18 protein-coding genes are annotated in these 19278 nt (G+C 59.2%); 10 read left to right on the forward strand and 8 right to left on the reverse strand.

Annotated elements, in window-relative coordinates:
• Positions 1–8 precede the first annotated feature (8 nt).
• A complete protein-coding gene (locus tag CLM58_RS02350) occupies positions 9–2267 on the forward strand; it encodes an NADP-dependent malic enzyme (protein ID WP_095594295.1) in 2259 nt (752 codons plus the stop codon).
• The gene (locus CLM58_RS02355) at positions 2267–3139 is read left to right on the forward strand and encodes a ribokinase (RefSeq protein ID WP_095594296.1); all 873 of its coding nucleotides are present in this window, start codon (positions 2267–2269) and stop codon (positions 3137–3139) included. The genes CLM58_RS02350 and CLM58_RS02355 overlap by 1 nt, the downstream gene beginning before the upstream one ends.
• Here the strand turns inward: CLM58_RS02355 and CLM58_RS02360 are convergent.
• From CLM58_RS02360 to CLM58_RS02385, 6 genes are all read right to left on the reverse strand, one after another.
• The gene (locus CLM58_RS02360; protein ID WP_095594297.1) at positions 3121–3960 is read right to left on the reverse strand and encodes a beta-1,6-N-acetylglucosaminyltransferase; all 840 of its coding nucleotides are present in this window, start codon (positions 3958–3960) and stop codon (positions 3121–3123) included. The two genes, CLM58_RS02355 and CLM58_RS02360, sit on opposite strands and share 19 nt — an antisense overlap.
• A gap of 81 nt (positions 3961–4041) precedes the next feature.
• Positions 4042–5178, reverse strand: coding sequence for an S-(hydroxymethyl)glutathione dehydrogenase/class III alcohol dehydrogenase (locus CLM58_RS02365; RefSeq protein WP_095594798.1), 1137 nt, complete (start codon positions 5176–5178; stop codon positions 4042–4044).
• 166 nt (positions 5179–5344) lie between these two features.
• Positions 5345–6013, reverse strand: a complete 669-nt coding sequence (gene msrA / locus CLM58_RS02370; RefSeq protein WP_229666179.1) for a peptide-methionine (S)-S-oxide reductase MsrA — start codon at positions 6011–6013, stop codon at positions 5345–5347.
• A 150-nt stretch (positions 6014–6163) separates the two neighbouring features.
• Positions 6164–7387 carry an argininosuccinate synthase gene (locus CLM58_RS02375; protein ID WP_095594298.1) on the reverse strand — a complete coding sequence of 408 codons (1224 nt, stop codon included), beginning with the start codon at positions 7385–7387 and terminating at the stop codon, positions 6164–6166.
• Between the two features lie 130 nt (positions 7388–7517).
• Positions 7518–8735 carry a hypothetical protein gene (locus CLM58_RS02380; protein WP_095594299.1) on the reverse strand — a complete coding sequence of 406 codons (1218 nt, stop codon included), beginning with the start codon at positions 8733–8735 and terminating at the stop codon, positions 7518–7520.
• 204 nt (positions 8736–8939) lie between these two features.
• Entirely contained in the window at positions 8940–9266 is a 327-nt protein-coding gene (locus CLM58_RS02385; RefSeq protein WP_095594300.1) for an Hpt domain-containing protein, read from the reverse strand.
• Between the two features lie 125 nt (positions 9267–9391).
• On the opposite strand from CLM58_RS02385, the gene CLM58_RS02390 reads away from it, so the two are divergent.
• Complete coding sequence (locus tag CLM58_RS02390; RefSeq protein ID WP_095594301.1) at positions 9392–10513, forward strand: THUMP domain-containing class I SAM-dependent RNA methyltransferase; 1122 nt, start codon at positions 9392–9394, stop codon at positions 10511–10513.
• Positions 10514–10622: 109 nt separating this feature from the next.
• Entirely contained in the window at positions 10623–11888 is a 1266-nt protein-coding gene (locus tag CLM58_RS02395) for a PP2C family protein-serine/threonine phosphatase (RefSeq protein ID WP_268236433.1), read from the forward strand.
• Position 11889: 1 nt separating this feature from the next.
• Here the strand turns inward: CLM58_RS02395 and CLM58_RS02400 are convergent, their stop codons facing one another.
• A complete protein-coding gene (locus CLM58_RS02400; protein WP_095594302.1) occupies positions 11890–12327 on the reverse strand; it encodes an NUDIX hydrolase in 438 nt (145 codons plus the stop codon).
• Positions 12328–12405: 78 nt separating this feature from the next.
• On the opposite strand from CLM58_RS02400, the gene hslO reads away from it, so the two are divergent.
• From hslO to CLM58_RS02430, 6 genes are all read left to right on the forward strand, one after another.
• Entirely contained in the window at positions 12406–13401 is a 996-nt protein-coding gene (hslO, locus tag CLM58_RS02405) for an Hsp33 family molecular chaperone HslO (protein WP_095594303.1), read from the forward strand.
• Positions 13388–13981, forward strand: coding sequence for a CoA pyrophosphatase (locus tag CLM58_RS02410; protein ID WP_188720510.1), 594 nt, complete (start codon positions 13388–13390; stop codon positions 13979–13981). The genes hslO and CLM58_RS02410 overlap by 14 nt, the downstream gene beginning before the upstream one ends.
• Positions 13978–15126: a CCA tRNA nucleotidyltransferase gene (locus CLM58_RS02415; protein ID WP_095594304.1), complete on the forward strand. Its 1149-nt coding sequence runs from the start codon at positions 13978–13980 to the stop codon at positions 15124–15126. Before CLM58_RS02410 ends, CLM58_RS02415 begins: the two co-directional genes overlap by 4 nt.
• 4 nt (positions 15127–15130) lie before the next feature.
• Positions 15131–15712, forward strand: a complete 582-nt coding sequence (locus CLM58_RS02420; protein ID WP_095594305.1) for a LysE family translocator — start codon at positions 15131–15133, stop codon at positions 15710–15712.
• Positions 15713–15737: 25 nt separating this feature from the next.
• Entirely contained in the window at positions 15738–17567 is a 1830-nt protein-coding gene (locus tag CLM58_RS02425; protein ID WP_095594306.1) for an ABC transporter ATP-binding protein, read from the forward strand.
• Positions 17568–17656: 89 nt separating this feature from the next.
• Positions 17657–18898 carry a class I SAM-dependent RNA methyltransferase gene (locus tag CLM58_RS02430; protein ID WP_233132961.1) on the forward strand — a complete coding sequence of 414 codons (1242 nt, stop codon included), beginning with the start codon at positions 17657–17659 and terminating at the stop codon, positions 18896–18898.
• 46 nt (positions 18899–18944) lie between these two features.
• Here CLM58_RS02430 and trxA read toward each other — a convergent pair whose 3' ends face one another.
• Complete coding sequence (gene trxA, locus CLM58_RS02435) at positions 18945–19265, reverse strand: thioredoxin (protein ID WP_095594308.1); 321 nt, start codon at positions 19263–19265, stop codon at positions 18945–18947.
• Positions 19266–19278 lie beyond the last annotated feature (13 nt).

The following is a 19278-nucleotide window of genomic DNA, read 5'->3' on the forward strand; positions in this document are numbered from 1 at the left end:
AAAGACATATGGCCGGCAAGACTAAAGTGACCTCGGAAGAAGCACTTGCTTACCACCTGGAACCGACCCCGGGTAAGTTCGAGATCAGTTCGACCACCGCGATGACCACGCAGCGGGACCTGTCGCTGGCCTATTCCCCAGGTGTTGCCGTGCCTTGTGAGGCGATCGCGGAAAATCCGGCGACGGCCTACGACTATACCACCAAGGGCAACATGGTGGCCGTAGTTTCGAACGGGACCGCGGTTCTGGGGCTGGGCAACATTGGTGCCTTGGCGTCAAAGCCGGTGATGGAAGGCAAGGCCGTCCTGTTCAAGAAGTTCGCTGATGTGAATGCCATCGATATCGAGTTGGACAGCGAAGACCCCGATGAGATCATCAAGGCCGTCAAACTGATGGGCCCGACCTTTGGTGGCGTGAACCTAGAAGATATCAAGGCGCCGGAATGTTTCATCATTGAGCAAAGGCTCAAGGAAGAGATGGACATCCCCGTCTTCCACGACGACCAGCACGGCACCGCCGTGATCTGCGCGGCGGGCCTGATCAATGCGCTGCATCTGAGCGGCAAGAAGATCGAGGACTGCAAAATCGTCCTGAACGGCGCGGGTGCGGCTGGCATCGCCTGTTTGGAACTGGTCAAGGCCATGGGTGCCAAGCATGACAACTGTATCATGTGTGACACCAAGGGCGTGATCTATCAGGGCCGCAAGGAAGGCATGAACCAGTGGAAATCGGCCCATGCCGCCAACACCGACAAGCGCACGCTTGAAGAGGCGATGGACGGCGCGGACGTCTTCCTTGGCGTTTCGGTCAAGGGTGCTGTGACGGCGGATATGGTCGCCAGCATGAACGAAAACCCGGTCATCTTCGCAATGGCCAACCCCGACCCCGAGATCACGCCGGAAGACGCACACGAGGTGCGCGCCGATGCGATCGTGGCCACCGGCCGCTCGGACTATCCCAACCAGGTGAACAACGTTCTGGGCTTCCCCTACCTGTTCCGCGGCGCGCTGGACATCCACGCGCGCGCCATCAACGACGAGATGAAGATCGCCTGTGCTCAGGCGTTGGCGGAACTGGCCCGCGAAGATGTGCCGGACGAAGTCGCCATGGCCTATGGCCGCAAGCTGTCCTTTGGCCGTGACTACATCATCCCCACCCCGTTCGACCCGCGCTTGATCCACACGATCCCGCCGGTTGTCGCACAGGCCGGGATGGACACTGGCGTGGCCCGCCGTCCGATCGTGGACCTAGAGAAATACAAACAGGACCTGATGGCGCGGATGGACCCGACCGCCACGATCCTGCGGTCGATCTCGGCCCGCGCCCGTGCGGCACAGGCCCGGATGATCTTTACCGAAGGCGACGATGTCCGCGTCCTGCGCGCGGCGGTGAACTATCAGCGGTCCGGTTACGGCAAGTCGCTGGTTGTTGGTCGAGAGAACGACGTGAAGGAAAAGCTGGAATCTGTTGGTCTTGGCGATGCCCATCGCGAGCTGGAAGTCGTGAACGCCGCCAACACACGACATTTGTCCACATATCGTGACTTCCTGTACAAGCGCCTTCAGCGCAAAGGTTTCGACAATCAGGATGCCCACAGATTGGCCTCGCGCGATCGCCACGTATTTGCGTCGCTTATGCTGGCCCATGGCCATGGCGACGGGATGATCACCGGCGCGACCCGAAAGTCGGCGCAGGTGATGGAGCTGATTAACCACGTCTTCGACGCCAAAGCAGAGGACGGCGCGGTGGGTGTCACCGCCCTGCTGCACAAAAGCCGCTTCCTTCTGGTTGCCGATACGCTGGTTCACGAATGGCCCGACGAAAACGATCTGGCCAATATCGCCGAACGCGCGGCCGGAGTGGCTCGTGGCTTTGGTGTTGAGCCCCGCGTGGCCTTCGTTAGCTTCTCGACCTTCGGCTATCCGGTCAGCGAACGCGCCGAGAAGATGCACCTTGCCCCGCAAGTGCTGGACCAGCGTGGTGTGGACTTCGAATACGAGGGCGAAATGACCGTCGACGTGGCCCTGAACATGGATGCGATGGAGAAATACCCCTTCTCGCGCCTGACCGGTCCCGCGAACGTGCTTGTGGTGCCCGCGCGGCACTCTGCCTCAATCTCGGTCAAGCTGATGCAGGAAATGGCGGGTGCGACCGTGATTGGTCCGATCCTGTCGGGCGTCGACAAGCCGATCCAGATCTGTTCCATCGGTTCGACCGTCAGCGACATCACCAATATGGCGCTTCTGGCTGCCTGTAAGGTCGGCTGATGCCGATCTACAACCTCGGCTCGATTAATGCGGACCTGTTTTACCGGGTCCCGCATTTGCCGCTGCCGGGGGAGACCCTGACCGCCTCGGACCTGACCACAGGTCTGGGTGGTAAAGGGGCCAATATGTCGGTCGCCGCGGCCCGTGCGGGCGCGCAGTTGCGCCATATCGGGGCCGTTGGGCCCGACGGGCGCTGGGCGGTGGACCGGCTGATGGAATACGGCGTGGATACCCGTCACATCGCCATTCTTGATGTGCCCACGGGGCAAGCCGTGATCATGGTGGATGACGCTGGCGAGAACTCGATCATCCTGCTGTCGGGCGCCAATGGCCAGATTTCCAAAGACGCGATCCGCGCCGCTTTGTCCGAGGCCTCGGTCGGTGACACCCTGCTTTTGCAGAACGAGACCAACGGGCAGGCCTTCGCTGCCCAAATGGGTAAAGAGCTTGGCCTTCGCGTCGCCTATGCCGCCGCGCCGTTCGATGCTGACGCGGTACAGGCGGTCCTGCCCTATCTGGATTTCCTGATCCTGAATGCGGTTGAGGCCGCGCAGCTGGGAGAGGCCATGGGCCTTGCCCCGCAAGACCTGCCAATCCGCCATGTGGTCGTGACCAAAGGCAGCGACGGGGCGGTGTTTCACGACAATCAGGCCAAAACCTCGCGCAGCTTCCCCGCCCTGCCGACCAAGGTGGTCGATACCACGGGCGCGGGCGACACGTTCACCGGCTATATTCTGGCGGCACTGGACCGAGGCCTGCCGATCCCGCAAGCCATGCAACTGGCCAGCCGTGCGGCAGCGCTGATGGTTTCGCGCCATGGCACGGCAGACGTTATCCCCGACCTGAAAGAGGTTCAGGACGCCCGGTTCTGAAAATCAGGCTCTGTGGTCTCTTCAGGAAAGAAGACGTCCGTTTTCCGTGCGAACAGATTCCCGGTCCTGCGTATGTCATCCCAATCAGCTTTCTTTAATGAAACAGCATTGGCTGTCCCATCTGGAATGCGCGAATAGGTCTGGCTTGGCCCATCGGGCTTCAATTCAAGAAAGTGGAACGCAGTATGGAAAAAGAACTCGTCTGGGCAAAGCGCGCGCTCAAAGGCGGGCCGGAACCAAGGCTCATCTTCAAGCAGCCGCAAAATCTTCTCGCAAGCCTCTCGCGATAGGATCATCCAGTTAGAGCCGGACTTCAATTCGGTCGTTGCAAGGAGATGCTTGGTCTCTGCTGGTATCCGCCATTTCCGCAGATGGTACATGAGCCTGCGCAAGAACTTGGAACGTATATACCGAAAATGCGATTTCGTGATACGGCCAAGTTTGTGACCTGCGTTCGGCATTGGATTTTGATCAATGAAGTTGCCGCCATGCGTGCAAGACAACAGCGCGGTTGCGATCTCTTTATCTGGTCGGGCGGGAAAGCAGCGCCCGCTCAGCAGGACTAAATGGGTGATATTTTTGTCCTGAAGCGCCTGTCGCAACATCTTAAGCGTAGCATCGACAATGCTGACATGCCCCCAATGGACTGCTATGCGATCCTCCAAAAATTTGGCCTTTGGGCGCAGATGTTCGAATTGCGCCATATCCGAAGTTGCATCCACATGGACATAAGGCTGCCACAACGGGCCCGATAACCGCGTTAGAAGCCTAGACAAGCAATCCGGCCGCTCATGGGCAAGTATGATGGCTGCACATTTCATCTTTGGCTTTGCTATTTGAACGTTCTGACGCTCTAGCGGCTCATGCGCTGGTCGCTTTGAGTATGGCTCAGTGATGCAAAATCAGTATTCAACAACGGCGCGGATCGACTTACCTTCGTGCATCAGGTCAAAGCCTTTGTTGATCTCGTCCAATGACAGTTTGTGTGTGATCATCGGGTCAATCTCGATCTTGCCGTCCATGTACCAGTCGACAAACTTAGGAACGTCTGTACGACCCTTCGCGCCGCCAAAGGCTGTACCCTTCCAGACGCGACCGGTGACCAGCTGGAACGGACGGGTTGAAATCTCGGCACCTGCCGGGGCCACACCGATGATCACGGAAACGCCCCACCCCCGGTGCGAGCATTCCAGCGCGTCGCGCATGACCTGCACGTTGCCGGTGGCGTCGAACGAGTAATCCACGCCGCCAAACTGGTCTTTTTCTGTCTTGGTCAGTTCGATGATCGCTTCGGTCACCGATTGACCCTCTGGCAGCTCTGCGGGGTTGACGAAATCGGTCATGCCGAACTTCCGGGCCATCTCGGCCTTGCTGTTGTTCAGGTCCACGCCAATGATCTTGTCGGCCCCGGCCATGCGAAGACCCTGGATCACGTTCAGGCCAATACCGCCCAGACCAAAGACAGCGGCGGACGATCCGATCTCGACGCCCGCGGTGTTGATCACGGCGCCGATCCCGGTGGTCACGCCACAACCAATGTAACAAATCTTGTCGAAGGGCGCGTCGTCGCGCACCTTGGCCAGCGCAATCTCGGGCATGACGGTGTGGTTGGCGAAGGTCGAGCAGCCCATGTAGTGGTAGATCGGCGTCCCATCCAGCATCGAAAAGCGCGAGGTCCCGTCCGGCATCAGCCCCTGACCTTGCGTGCCCCGAATGGCGGTACACAGGTTGGTTTTCCCCGAAAGGCAGGAATGACATTCACGGCATTCCGGCGTGTAAAGCGGGATCACGTGGTCGCCGGGTTTCAACGTGGTCACGCCCTCGCCCACCTCTAGCACGACGCCCGCGCCTTCGTGGCCAAGGATCGATGGGAACAGGCCTTCGGGGTCTGCGCCTGACAGGGTGAATTCGTCGGTGTGGCAGATGCCGGTGGCCTTGATCTCTACCAGAACCTCTCCGGCCTTCGGGCCTTCAAGATTGACCTCCATGATCTCAAGCGGCTTGCCAGCTTCAAGGGCAACGGCGGCACGGGTGCGCATCATGGTGGTATCCTTTCAAATCAATGGGCGGTCCAGAACTGGACGACGGGCAATGGCCCGGGGAACGCAATTGGTCTGATAAAAGGATAGAGGGGATCGACTCGTCAAGAATAGAGCGCGATCTGTAACGGACAAATCACGCAAAGAAGGTCTATCGGTCGAAGCCCTACTTGCCCATGGCAAAGGCAGCCTCGTCCCCCCACAGGGCTTTTGTGCGGGCATCGCGCCCGCAGGCATCGCGGTATTTCTTGTAGGCAACGGATTTTTTACGCGGTCCGAAACGCGTGAGGATGACCTTATCCTGCTTGTAATAATCCTGATGATACGCCTCGGCCGGAAAGAATGCGCCTAAAGGCAGGATCGGAGTGACGATCCGGCGTTGCAGCACGCCCGAAGCTTCGCGTTTTGCCCGTTTCGCAAGGGTCTCTTCCGCCTTTGACGACACGAAGATCGCTGTGCGATAGGTTGGCCCCCGATCGCAGAATTGTCCGCCCTTATCGGTTGGATCCACGGATCGGAAGAACAGGCTCAAAAGCGTCTTACGGGACACGACATCAGGATCAAAGGTGATCTCGACCGCCTCGTAATGGCCGGTGCCGCCCGACACCACATCGCGGTAGCTGGGGTTTGCAGACTTGCCGCCAGTAAAGCCCGAAACGGCCTCGATCACGCCATCGACGGATTCAAAATCGGATTCGACACACCAGAAACACCCCCCGGCAACCACCAGTTTCTCGGCTGGGGCAGCTTGGGCAATGTCGCAGCGCGCGATGGCGCCCACGGCAATGGCAAACACCAGTGTCCAGGTTTTCAACATGTCTCGGGTCAGGATCATCTTAGCCTCCGTCGTGAATGGCTTAAACTAGACCACCCGCCTGCTCGCGCTGAACTGACAAGCCCGTGAGGTCACGGCAACGGGATCGGCTGAAACAAAACCGCCCGCGAGGGTGTCGCGGGCGGTTTCGAATTCTGTTGTCTTGGGGCCTTAGCGCTGACGCTTGTCGCGCATTGCCAGAAGGCGCAGGCGCAGGGCGTTCAGCTTGATGAAGCCCGCAGCGTCTTTCTGGTCATAGGCGCCGGCGTCGTCTTCAAACGTCACGTGCTCTTCCGAGTACAGCGAGTAGTCAGACCAGCGGCCCACGGTGCGTGCCAGACCTTTGTAGAGTTTCAGGCGCACGGTACCGGTGACATATTCCTGAGACTTGTCGATGGCGGCCTGCAGCATGTCGCGTTCCGGCGAGAACCAGAAACCGTTGTAGATCAGCTCTGCATATTGCGGCATCAGCTGGTCTTTCAGGTGCATCGCGCCACGGTCCATGGTGATGGACTCGATGCCACGGTGTGCTTCCAGCAGGATGGTGCCGCCCGGGGTTTCATAGATGCCGCGCGATTTCATACCGACGAAGCGGCCTTCAACCAGATCCAGACGGCCGATGCCGTGCTTGCGGCCGTATTCGTTCAGCTGGGTCAGCATTTCAGCGGCGTTCACGGCCTGACCGTTGATCGAAACCGCGTCGCCCTTTTCAAAGCCGATCTCGATATATTCGGGTTCGTTCGGGGCGTCTTCGGGGTGAACGGTGCGCTGATAGACATAGTCGGGCGCGTCAACCGCCGGGTCTTCCAGAACCTTACCCTCGGACGAGGTGTGCAGCAGGTTTGCGTCGACCGAGAATGGCGCCTCGCCGCGCTTGTCCTTGGCAATCGGAATCTGGTTTTTCTCAGCGAAGTCGATCAGCTTGGTACGGCTGGTCAGGTCCCATTCACGCCACGGGGCGATGACCTTGATGTCGGGGTTCAGCGCATAGGCGGCCAGCTCGAAACGCACCTGGTCGTTGCCTTTGCCGGTTGCACCATGTGCCACAGCGTCGGCGCCGGTTGCCTCGGCAATCTCGATCAGGCGCTTCGAGATCAGCGGACGTGCGATCGAGGTGCCCAGAAGGTACAGGCCTTCGTATTGCGCGTTGGCGCGGAACATCGGGTTGACGTAGTCGCGCACGAATTCTTCGCGCAGGTCTTCGATATAGATGTTCTCTGGCTTGATCCCCAGCATCAGCGCCTTTTCACGCGCTGGTTCCAGTTCTTCGCCCTGACCAAGGTCAGCGGTAAAGGTCACGACCTCGCAGCCGTATTCGGTCTGCAGCCATTTCAGGATGATCGAGGTGTCCAGACCGCCGGAATAGGCCAGGACTACTTTCTTCGGAGCAGACATGCGCAAACGCCTTTGTTTCGTTGGAGTATCGGGCGGCGTTTATTGGTTTTTGTCCAAGGGGGCAAGGGCCGGACAGAAAAACGGGGCCGCCAAAGGCCGCCCCGTCGAATTTTTTGACCAAATGGACGATTTATTGAACCAGAATGACCTCTTCGCCTTCGGATCCTTCGGCTTCCGCTTCAGTAACCTCAGCAGTTTCGGCTTCGGCTGCTGCCGCTGCGGCGGCAGCCTCGGCCTCTGCAATTGCTGCGGCGATCGCGGCCTGCTCTTCCTCAGTGGTAAAGCGTGTGCGAAGGCCATCAAGCAGCGCTGCTTCGTCTTCGACCGTTGCCTTGTTCCATGCGCTGACGATACCGCCTTCGGACGCAACCACACCTTCAGCGGCAGCGACCTGTTCTTCGGTTGGTGCAACCGCGGTGATGTCAGTACGGGTATCGGTGCTGCCGCCAAGTGCTGCGATGGCTGCGTCAAGCTCTGCATCACGCTCCGCACCAGTACCAGCCACACTGGTCTTATAGTCGGTCAGGTCTGCGTATCCTGCGGCGGAAAGTGCAGCTGCCAGCGCGGCTTCATTGTCGACTGTAACAGTTCCATCAAGAGCTACTACATTCTCTAGGGGGTTTCCTTCGGCGTCCAGAAGACTCTCAATTTCTGCGACCGGTAGGTCACCCAACGCTGCATAGTACTCTTGAATCGTTGCATAGACCGGAATTGCGGGCACATCGCCTGCAAGTTCCGCACTCAGCAGGTCAAATTGTGCCTGCAGAGCAAGCAGTTCTGCGGGTGTCCCTTCCAGACCTAATTCTGCCCAAGCATAATCCGCCGCGACCAAAGCAGCCATCGCGCCAACCGGGCCGTTGGTGTTGCCGTTACGAATATGGGCCAGAACCGCGTTGATATTGGCCATCAGCGCGCCATTCATGCTGCCCAGCTGGTTCGGGCGCAGGCCAGTTGCTGCACGCGCCGCTTTTTTGGAGGACGCCGGGTTGGTCTTCGCCGCGTTTGTGTTAGCCGCTGCGGTTGTAGCTTTGGGTCCTGCCTTTGCTTTCGGCTCGTTCTTCTTGCCTACCGAGAAGATTCCAAACAGCTTGCCGTTGCCGCCGCCTTTGTTGGTGTTCGACGAATTGCCGCCCTTGTTGCCATTTCCGTTAGAGCTGCTTTTTTCGCTCCCTTTACCGCCGGAATTGCCATTTCCATTGCCGCCGCCATTACCACCACCGTTGCCGCCACCGTTACCGCCTTTGGCGTAGGCTGCGTCGGTTGTGATCATGATCGTGGTCGTCGCTGCCGCCCCAAGGGCAAGCGTGCTGATTGCAAGTGCCGATACCGTTTTTCCAAAAGTATTCATCGTGAACTCCAAAAGCCTTCAAGCGGCTAAATAGCCACTTCTTCTCGGTCTTGATAGCAGGTCTTGGCGGCCCAAATTCGACCAAACTCTGCCAAACTGAAGCGCATCGGCACAATTCGCCCAGTTTTCGCCCCAATTCAGCGGCAAATCGCCGAGAATTCGCGGTCTATCTACCGGTTTGAGCGGATCTCTGATGCTTTGGAGTCAGGCGTCTGTACGTTTGGATAGTTCGGCCAAAAAAGCTCGCCGCGAATCTCTGTAACGATCGATTACCAAGGTAAGTTCGACGGTTTTGCCCTGATCGACTTTGCTTTCCCCGTCACGGCAGTAGTCGGCCAAGGACTGGAACCCAAGGTTCAGGGCTGACCCTTTAAGAAAATGAAGGACGTCCCGAACCTGCGCGGCATCGGAAATTGCAGAGATACCAGCAACAGTCTCATCAACCTCTTCAAGGAACAGCGCGACCACTTCTTCAAACGCCTCTTCCCCGACTTCTTCCCGCAATTCATCTACGCGATTCCAGTCGATCATTTGGGCGAGCTTTCTCCTGTTAATTTCAAATAGGTACTGTCGCGGGTCTTAAGAAAAGGTTTTCATAACTGAAAATCTCGTAAAAACCGCTCGCCGACTGAGCGAATAGCGCGTAATCAGTCGGAATGACTGACGCCAACCGCCTTGAGATCTTCCTGATTGCCACCCCCGGCCTTGAAACCGTGCTTTGCAACGAAGCAAAGGGATTGGGGTTCGCGGACGCGAAAGTGGTGCCCGGTGGCGTTCAATTTCAGGGAACCTGGCCTGACGTTTGGCGCGCTAATCTTTGGCTGCGGGGCGCCACGCGTGTTCTTGTGCGCATCGGTTCCTTTCGGGCGTTCCATCTTGCGCAGCTGGATAAACGCGCGCGCAAGTTCCCATGGGCCGATCACCTGCGGCCCGATGTTCCTCTTAGGGTAGAGGTCACAACGCGTAAGTCCAAGATTTATCACGCCGGGGCTGCACGTCAGAGGATTGAACGAGCTCTGACCGAAAGCTTTGGCGCAAACCTGTCCGAAGATGCTCCGATCTGCGTCAAGGTTCGGATCGACGATAATTTGTGCACCATCAGCCTCGATAGCTCTGGCGAGAGCCTGCACAAGCGTGGACACAAGGGTGGCGTTGGCAAGGCGCCAATGCGCGAAACCCTCGCTTCGTTGTTCCTGCGCGATTGCGGGTACTCCGGCGAGGAACCGGTGCTGGACCCGATGTGTGGGTCGGGTACTTTCGTGATCGAGGCTGCGGAAATTGCCGCAGGCCTGCCCGCCGGGCGTCATCGCCACTTTGCGTTCGAGCAATTCGGCTCCTTTGACGCTGAGACCTGGCAGGCGATGAAGGAAGACGTCGCCCCCTGTCAGCCGAAATCGGTTTTTTACGGTTTTGACCGTAACGCCGGGGCGATCGAAATGTCGCAAGCCAACGCAGAACGGGCCGGTGTTTCAGAGTTTGCCAAGTTCCAACAGCAAGCCGTCGCCGATTTGACCCCGCCCGAAGGCCCGCCGGGCCTTGTGATCGTGAACCCGCCTTATGGCGCGCGGATTGGCAACAAGAAGCTATTGTTCGCGCTATACGGCAGTCTTGGGAAGACCCTGAAAGAGCATTTTGGGGGTTGGCGCGTGGGCATCGTGACCACCGAGCCAGCGTTGGCCCGTGCAACTGGCCTTCCGTTCTTGCCCCCCGGGCCTCCGATCCCGCACGGTGGTTTGAAGGTAAAATTGTTTCAGACCAAGGCGCTACCAAAGCCCTGATTGAGACAAATCCAAGCAAAGCGACCCTAAATCTTTACTGTTGGTTAACTCAATCGGCCTAGCAATTCGGAATTGGGATTATTGCAGGTGATTTTTGGGACAAGTCATATTGGAGTCCGTCCGGGAAGGTTTTGAACCTTCCCATGTTGCGTCCGGCCAAGGCACCGTTTTGCTGGTGGATGACAGCCGCATGCAGCGCCGCATCCTGCATGCCCTGCTGGCCAAATGGGGATACAATGTGATCGAGGCCGCCTCGGGCCACGAAGCATTGGATATCTGTCGCAACACCCCGGTCGATATCGTGATCAGCGACTGGGTCATGCCCGAGATGGACGGCGTCGAATTCTGCCGCCTGTTCCGGGCTTTGGATCGTGACAGCTATGGCTATTTCATGCTTTTGACCTCGAAGTCGGAAGTCAACGAAATGGTCAATGGGCTAGAGGTCGGCGCGGACGAATTTCTAACCAAACCCGTAAATTCAAGTGAATTGCGGGCGCGCCTGCAGGCCGGCGAACGTGTTCTACGGATGGAGAAAGAGCTTCAGTCCAAGAACGCGATCCTTGCCGAAACCCTGTCGGAACTGCAAACGCTTTACGATGCGATCGACCGGGATCTGGCCCAAGCCCGCAAGATCCAAGAGGCGCTGGTCCCCCAGACAGAACTTAACTTTGGTCCAACGCGGGTATCGATGCTGCTAGAGCCCTGCGGACATGTCGGTGGCGATCTGATCGGGGCGTTCTCGCCCGGCACCAACCGGGTTGGATTCTACGGTCTGGATGTGTCCGGCCACGGGGTGACCTCGGCCATGATGACCGCGCGGCTTGCGGGCTATCTCAGTGGAAATTATCCGGAAAACAATTTGGCGCTCGCGCGCAGCCCTGAAGAACTATATTCGCTGTTGCCGCCGGAAGAGGTGGCGCATCGGTTGAACGAACGCCTGATGCATGACGTGGGTGTCGAAGAATATTTCACGCTTGCCTATGGCACCATCGACCTGATGCGGGGTGATGTGCACCTTGTGCAAGCAGGCCACCCTCACCCCCTGTTGATCCGTGCGGATGGCTCGATGAGTTTTGTTGGCGACGGCGGGCCACCGATTGGTTTGCTGTCAGGGTTGGAATTCGAAGCCATCGATCTGCAAATGCAGCGCGGAGAACGGCTTTTGTTCTATTCAGATGGCTTTGTCGAAGCGGTGGATCGTCAGGGTCACATGCTGGGCGAAGAGGGATTAATGAACCTCGTGCGCCAACACCTGTGCAAAGATGGCCACGCCTTTCTTTCATCTTTGGTCGAGGAGCTTCGACGCTTTGTACCCGCAAGCAAGTTCGAGGACGATGTTTCGGCGTTGATGATGGAATACAACGGCCCCGAATAGCTTAGCCGTTCAGCCAGCTGGCCGCGAAATGTCGGTCGCCTGCGTTCCCCAGTTCTTCAACCGCATCCTCGCTGGGCATCCAAAGCGCGGTGTGAAAAGGCTCTGTCGGGTCGGCAAGTTTACGGACAGGCTGTGCAAGATAGATATGGCACAGTTTCTCGGCCCAGATTTCATATTCCGGCATGAAGGTGAACCGACGGAAAGCGCCAAGGCGGCGACGCGGGGCAATGCGCCAGCCGGTTTCCTCTAGCACTTCGCGGTGCAGCGCCTGTAGGGGCGACTCTCCGGGGTCAATGCCGCCGCCGGGCAACTGAACCTCTGTGTAGGGGTGCATCTGGTGGGTTACCAGCATCGACCCTTCGCGGGGCAGAACAGCATAGACCCCCGGTCGCAAGATGTATTTCTGACCGGATTTCACCGGTTCCCCAAATCGTCGCATACCTATGCCCCTTGGTTCTGCTGGTTGCTGCGCCTATATAGCCGCGGTATGCCAACGCGAGACGCGTAAGGAAACCCCATGAATATCGGATCTCAAATCGCCTGGGACGACACCGTCCTGCCCTTTCAGCTTGACCGGAGCGACATTCGCGGTCGGGTCGCGCGCCTTGACGGCGTGTTGGACCAAGTGCTGGCACAGCATGACTATCCCCCGGTGATCGAGGCGCTGGTGGCCGAAGCCGCCATGCTGACCGCATTGATTGGGCAGACGATTGACCTGCGTTGGAAGCTGTCGCTGCAAATCCGCGGCCGTGGTCCTGCGCGCTTGATCGCAACAGATTATTTCGGCCCGAAGGCAACCGGGCAGCAGGCGCAGATCCGCGCCTATGCCAGCTATGACGGCGAGCGACTGGATGAAAGCGCAGATCCCTTTAGTCAGATTGGTGATGGCTTCTTTGCGATCCTGATCGATCAGGGCAAAGGCACGCAACCCTATCAGGGGATCACCCCAATCGCGGGCGGCTCACTGTCTGCCTGTGCCGAATCCTATTTCGCGCAATCCGAGCAGCTGCCTACACGGTTCTCGCTGTCTTTCGGGCGATCCACCCTTCCGGGCCAGCCCGAATCCTGGCGCGCCGGTGGCGTTATGCTGCAGTCCATGCCAAAGGCGTCCCCTTTCGCGGCCAGCGAAGAGGGGTCTGGTGAAGGCGGGTTGCTAGAGCCGACCGACATTCTGGATGGCGATGATGAGGATAACTGGAACCGCGCCAACATCCTGTTGGATTCGGTTGAAGATATGGAGCTGATCGGCCCCACCGTCCAACCCACCGAACTGCTGGTGCGCCTGTTCCATGAAGAGGCCCCCCGCGTCTTTGACCCGCAGATCGTAAAATTTGGCTGCACCTGTTCCGAAGATAAGGTTCGCCAGACCCTGTCGATCTATTCGGCCAAGGACATCGAGAAGATGACGACCGAGGATGACCGCGTTACCGCCGATTGCCAATTCTGCGGAGCGCATTACGATCTGGACCCGAAGACAGTGGGTTTCGAGGCCAAATCGGATGGTGAAGAGTGACATAAGGGATCAGTTGAACCGGGCGCTGTCTGTAACGGGTGGCGTCTCGTCTGACTTTGATCTGAACCCGGATGTGGTTCTGCCCGAGGGGCGCAAACTGCGTCCGGCGGCGGTTCTTGTTGGCGTGACGATGGATGGCAGCGTGTTGCTGACCAAACGGTCATCGCGGCTGAAACACCACCCCGGCCAAATTGCCTTTCCCGGGGGCAAACAAGACGAAGGTGATGCTAATCTGGCCGCGACTGCCTTGCGCGAAGCGCAGGAAGAGGTCGGATTGCCCACTGAAATCGTGGATATTATCGGCACTTTGCCGACCCACGAGACGGTGACCAGCTTTACCGTGACCCCGATTGTTGGTTTGATCCGGGAAAGGTTTGACCCCCTGCCCGAGGCTGGCGAGGTGGAAGAAGTCTTTACCGTCCCCCTGACCCATGTGACCAACCCCGCTCGGTTTCAGGTTGAATACCGTCGTTGGCAGGGTCGCCGGCGGCGCTATTACACCGTCCCCTATGGCCCCTATTACATCTGGGGTGCCACCGCACGCATCCTGCGTGGGCTGGCCGAAAGGATGCAGGCGTGACCAAGGTTACCGAGGACTGGCTGACTGATCCCGTCACGCAAAAGGTCTGCGCGATACTGACCGATGCCGGGCATCAGGCCCTGTTCGTCGGGGGTTGCGTGCGCAATGCCCTGTTGGGTGTGCCGGTCAGCGATCTTGATATCTCGACCGATGCGCGGCCCGAACGGGTGATGGAACTGGCCAAGGCAGCCGGGCTAAAGGCGGTCCCGACCGGTATCGACCACGGCACAATCACAGTCGTGGCCAATCACGAACCCTATGAGATCACGACTTTCCGCCGGGACGTCGAAACCGACGGTCGCCGCGCCGTGATCGCCTATGCCGACACGATCGAAGAAGATGCGCACCGTCGCGACTTCACCATGAACGCCCTATATGCGCGCCCCGATGGTCAGGTGATCGACCCGGTGGGCGGCCTAAGCGACCTTGCCGACCGCCGTTTCCGCTTTATCGGGACGGCCGAGAACCGCATTCGCGAAGACTACCTGCGTATTTTGCGCTTCTTCCGGTTTCATGCGTGGTACGGCGACGCCTCGGTAGGGATTGATCCCGATGGTTTGGCTGCCTGCGCTGCGAACCTTGAAGGGATCGAGACCCTTTCGAAGGAACGCATAGGTACCGAGATGCTGAAGCTTCTGGGCGCACCCGATCCTGCACCTTCTGTCGCGTCGATGCAGCAGGCCGGTATTCTGGCACAGGTTTTGCCGGGGGCCGATGCGACGGCGCTGGCTGTTCTGGTGCATCTGGAAGGGCTTTTCAAAATCGCCCCGGACCCGGTTCGCCGATTGGCACTGATCGGCGGCGAAAACCAGACGGACCGTTTGCGCCTGAGCAGAGAAAACCAACGGCGCTTACAGGCACTGCGCGACGGGATTGGCGGCACCGAGGCCAATATGGAACTGGGTTATCGCCTGAAGGATCAAGCCACCGACGTGGTCCTTCTGCGCGCTGCGCTGATGGGAACGCCCCCTGCTGAGGGGTGGCAAGACGCCGTTGCCAAAGGTGCAAAAGCAACCTTCCCCGTCAAATCCGCAGACCTGATGCCGGACGTTACTGGCGCGGCGCTGGGCGCGAAGTTGAAAGAGCTGGAGACACGCTGGTTGGAATCGGGCATGACGCTGACAAAGTCAGACCTTCTGGGCTAATTTCATGACCATCGACCCGCTCTACATCTTTGTATTCCTTGGATTATTCACGCCCGGTCCTAACGTGATCCTGCTAACAGCCTCGGGCGCGCGGTTCGGTTTTCGCGCGACCTTGCCTCATGTGGCCGGCGTTGTCGTGGGCGTCGGAGTGACAGCTGGGCTGACCGGTCTGGGGGTCGGTGCGCTGATCTTGGCGCTGCCAGTGCTGACAATTGCGTTGAAACTGATCGCAGCGGCTTGGATCGTTTGGATGGCTTGGAAACTGCTGCAATCTCGTGGCGGGCAAATGAAGGCCGGCGACAAGCCTTTTACCTTTTGGCAGGCGGTTCTGTTCCAATGGGTCAATGCCAAGGTCTGGGCCGTGGCCGTCGCGGCGGCCTCTGGTTATGGCATCGGGTTGGAACCTTGGGGCGAAGCCTTACGCCTTGGCAGTGCCTTTTCAGGCCTCAACCTGATCGTCTGCCTTTTCTGGAGCTTTGCCGGCTCCCTTCTGACCTATCTTTTGACCACTCCACGCGCTTGGCGGATCTTTACCACCGTGATGGCGGCGGCCTTGGCAATGTCTGCGCTTATGGTTTTCCTGTGAGCCCTCAACGCTATATCCTTAGCGCATGAAGATTGAGAACCTGATCGACGCCTTCCGTCCGGCAGAGGGTCCACCGCCGCAATCCTTGCTGGCTTTCATGCGCTGGTGCCTGTCCGGGGCATGGCCATGGCTGGGCGGGGCGGTGATCTTGTCGATGGCGGTGGGCACGATGGATGTGGTCACTGCGCTGATCCTGGGCCGCGTCGTCGATTTGGCATTGGAAACCGGGGTCGAAGGTTTTTGGGCCACAAATGGTCCAATCCTTGCTGCGTTCGTTCTGTTCTTTCTTGTGTTTCGGCCCTTGGTCTTTGCCGCCGCCGCCACGATGAACGAGATCCTGATCCGTCCCAATATCACCCCGTTGATCCTGTCGCGGCTGTATCGCTGGACCCTTGGGCAATCGATCACCTTCTTTGAAAACGACTTTGCGGGACGTCTGGCGCAGAAACAGATGCAAACCGCGCGGGCGACGACCCAAGTCACGAACGAGATGATCTCGGTCGTGACCTTTGCGGTGTCGTCTTTCGTGGGATCGGTTCTGTTGTTGCTGGCGATCGATTTCTGGGTCGCGCTGATCCTCGCGATCTGGTTGGCGGGTTACCTGAACATGATCCGCTGGTTCATGCCGCGCATCCGTTCGCGGTCCAAGGCACAGGCCGGGGCGCGGGCGATGGTGACGGGTCAGGTCGTGGATACGATCACCAACTCTAAAACCGTGAAACTCTTCGCCACCTCAGAGTTTGAGGACCAAGAGGCACTGGCCGCGATGGACACTTTCCGCCATGCCGCTGTTGCCCATGGCAAGGTCGCCGCGACCTTCCGGCTGACCCTGACATTTGTGGCGGGGTTGATCCCGGTGCTGCTGGTGGGTGCGTCGCTGATCCTGTGGTCGCGCGGGTCTGCCACCCCTGGCGATGTCGTCGCGGCCGGCGCGATTGCGATCCGTATCTCGCAGATGACTGGCTGGCTTAGCTTTGCCTTGATGGGGGTCTATTCCAACATTGGTGAGGTCGAAGACGGCATGCGGACCCTGACTTCCCCCTATGACCTGACCGATGCCGAGAACGCGAAAGAGCTGGTGGTTTCAAAAGGCGAAATCCATTTCGATAACGTCAGTTTCGCCTATGGGCGGCAGGTTGGCGGGGTGAACGGGATCAATCTGACGATCCACCCGGGCGAGAAGCTGGGCATCGTCGGGGCCTCTGGCGCGGGCAAGTCGACCTTGGTGTCACTGCTGCTGCGACTTTACGATACAGAGGCCGGAACCGTTTCCATCGATGGCACGGACCTGCGCGACGTGACGCAAGAAAGCCTGCGCCGCCAGATCGCGATGGTCACGCAGGAAACGGCGATGTTCAATCGCTCGGCCCGCGACAACATCATCTATGGCAACCCCGAAGCCAGTGAAGACCAGATGATCGACGCCGCCCGCCGCGCCGAGGCGCATGAGTTCATTCTGGGGCTTAAGGACCACAAGGATCGCGCGGGCTATCAGGCGCATCTGGGTGAACAGGGTGTGAAACTGTCTGGTGGTCAGCGCCAGCGGATCGCCCTGGCCCGCGCCTTTCTGAAGGACGCGCCGATCCTAGTGCTGGACGAAGCCACCAGCGCGCTGGATTCCGAGGTCGAGGCCGCCATTCAGGACAGCCTGTCCAAGCTGATGGAGGGCAAGACCGTTCTGGCCATCGCGCACCGGCTGTCCACGATCTCGGCCATGGACCGGATCATCGTGATGGAAGATGGTCAGATCGTCGAAGAAGGCTCGCATGACGCGCTTCTTGCCAAGGGTGGACTTTATGCCCGGTTCTGGGCGCGCCAATCTGGTGGTTTCATCCAGACAGAGGCGGCCGAGTAAGGCGACAGAAACCAGCGCGAAGGGACGATCCTGTCGCCCGAAAGCTGTGTGTTCGCTCTGGCCCGGACGTTGGACTGACTCTTCCCCTGATGGACAGAAGCGGTTATGCCGCGCCTATGACCAAGGTGACAATTCAACGACTGGGGCACCACGGCGATGGGATCGCCGAAGGGCCGGTATATGTGCCGCTTTCCCTGCCGGGGGAAGAGGTTGAAGGCGTGCTGGACGGCGACAAGCTGCGCGAGGGGCGGATCGTTACGCCCTCGGATGCCCGGGTGCGCCCGCCCTGTTCTCATTTTAAAAGCTGCGGTGGCTGCGCGCTGCAACATGCCAGTGATGACTTTGTCGCCGCTTGGAAGGTCGGGGTCGTCCAGACCGCATTGGACGCTCAGGGGCTAACGGCGCCGATGCGCCCGATCCTGACCTCGCCGCCAAAGTCCCGTCGTCGCGCGGTTCTGTCCGCGCGCAGAACGAAAAAGGGGGCCTTGGTTGGGTTTCATGCCCGGGCCTCGGACACGATCATCCCGATCCCAAGCTGCACCTTGCTGCATCCCGACCTGATGGCGGCGATCCCGGCGTTAGAGCAGCTGACCATGGCCGGTGCCAGCCGAAAGGGTGAAGCCAGCTTTACCGTGTCCCTGTCGCAGGATGGTGTCGATGTGGCCGCGCGCGGTGTGAAGCCGATGGACAAGTCCATGTTCCTGCCGCTGGTCGAGATTGCGCAGACCCATGACCTTGCTCGCCTGACGTGGGAGGAAGAGGTTGTCGTCACCCGCCGGCCCCCGCGCCAACGCTTTGGCATGGCTGATGTGGTCCCGCCTGCAGGTGCTTTCCTGCAAGCCACGGCAGAAGGGCAGCAGGCGTTGACCGATGCCGTGCGCGAAGCCGTCGGCAATGCCGCTCAGGTCGTTGACCTATTCGCGGGCAGTGGGACCTTTTCCTTGCCCTTGGCGAAAACAGCAGAGGTCGTCGCGGTCGAGGGCGACGCGGACATGATGACAGCGCTGGATCAGGGCTGGCGGCGGGCCCAAGGGCTGAAGCGGGTGAAAACCGAAACGCGTGACCTGTTTCGCCGACCCATGATGCCCGATGAACTGGATGCGTTCGACGCGATCTGCATCGACCCGCCTCGTGCTGGGGCCGAGGCGCAATTCCGAGAGATCGCGCGTTCGGATGTGCCGGTGATTGCGGCGGTGTCCTGCAACCCGGTCACCTTCGCGCGGGATGCCAAGGTGTTGGTCGGTGCGGGCTATACGCTTGACTGGGTGCAGGTCGTCGATCAGTTCCGCTGGTCCCCGCATATCGAGATCGCAGCGCGGTTCTCCAAATAAAAAGGGCGCCTTAAAGCGCCCTTTCAATCAGAATATCGAAGCTGCCTTAGATGGCTTCTTCGATCCAGCTTTGCAGTACCGCCTTGGGAGCTGCGCCGGTTTTGTTCGAAACGACGTCGCCGCCTTTGAACATGAACAGAGCCGGGATACCACGAACACCCAGTTGCGCGGGCGAGTTCGGGTTTTCGTCAACGTTGACTTTGACGATTTTCACCTTGCCATCCAGCTCTGCCGACAGCTCTTCCAGAGCCGGGCCGATCTGACGGCACGGGCCACACCATTCGGCCCAAAAATCTACGACGACGGGGATGTCCGACTGGCGGACTTCGGCGTCAAATGTGGCGTCGGTTACAGCGACAGTTGCCATTGATGCTCTCCTA

Origin of the sequence: Actibacterium pelagium (assembly GCF_002285415.1) — a bacterium.
GTDB lineage: Bacteria > Pseudomonadota > Alphaproteobacteria > Rhodobacterales > Rhodobacteraceae > Actibacterium_B > Actibacterium_B pelagium.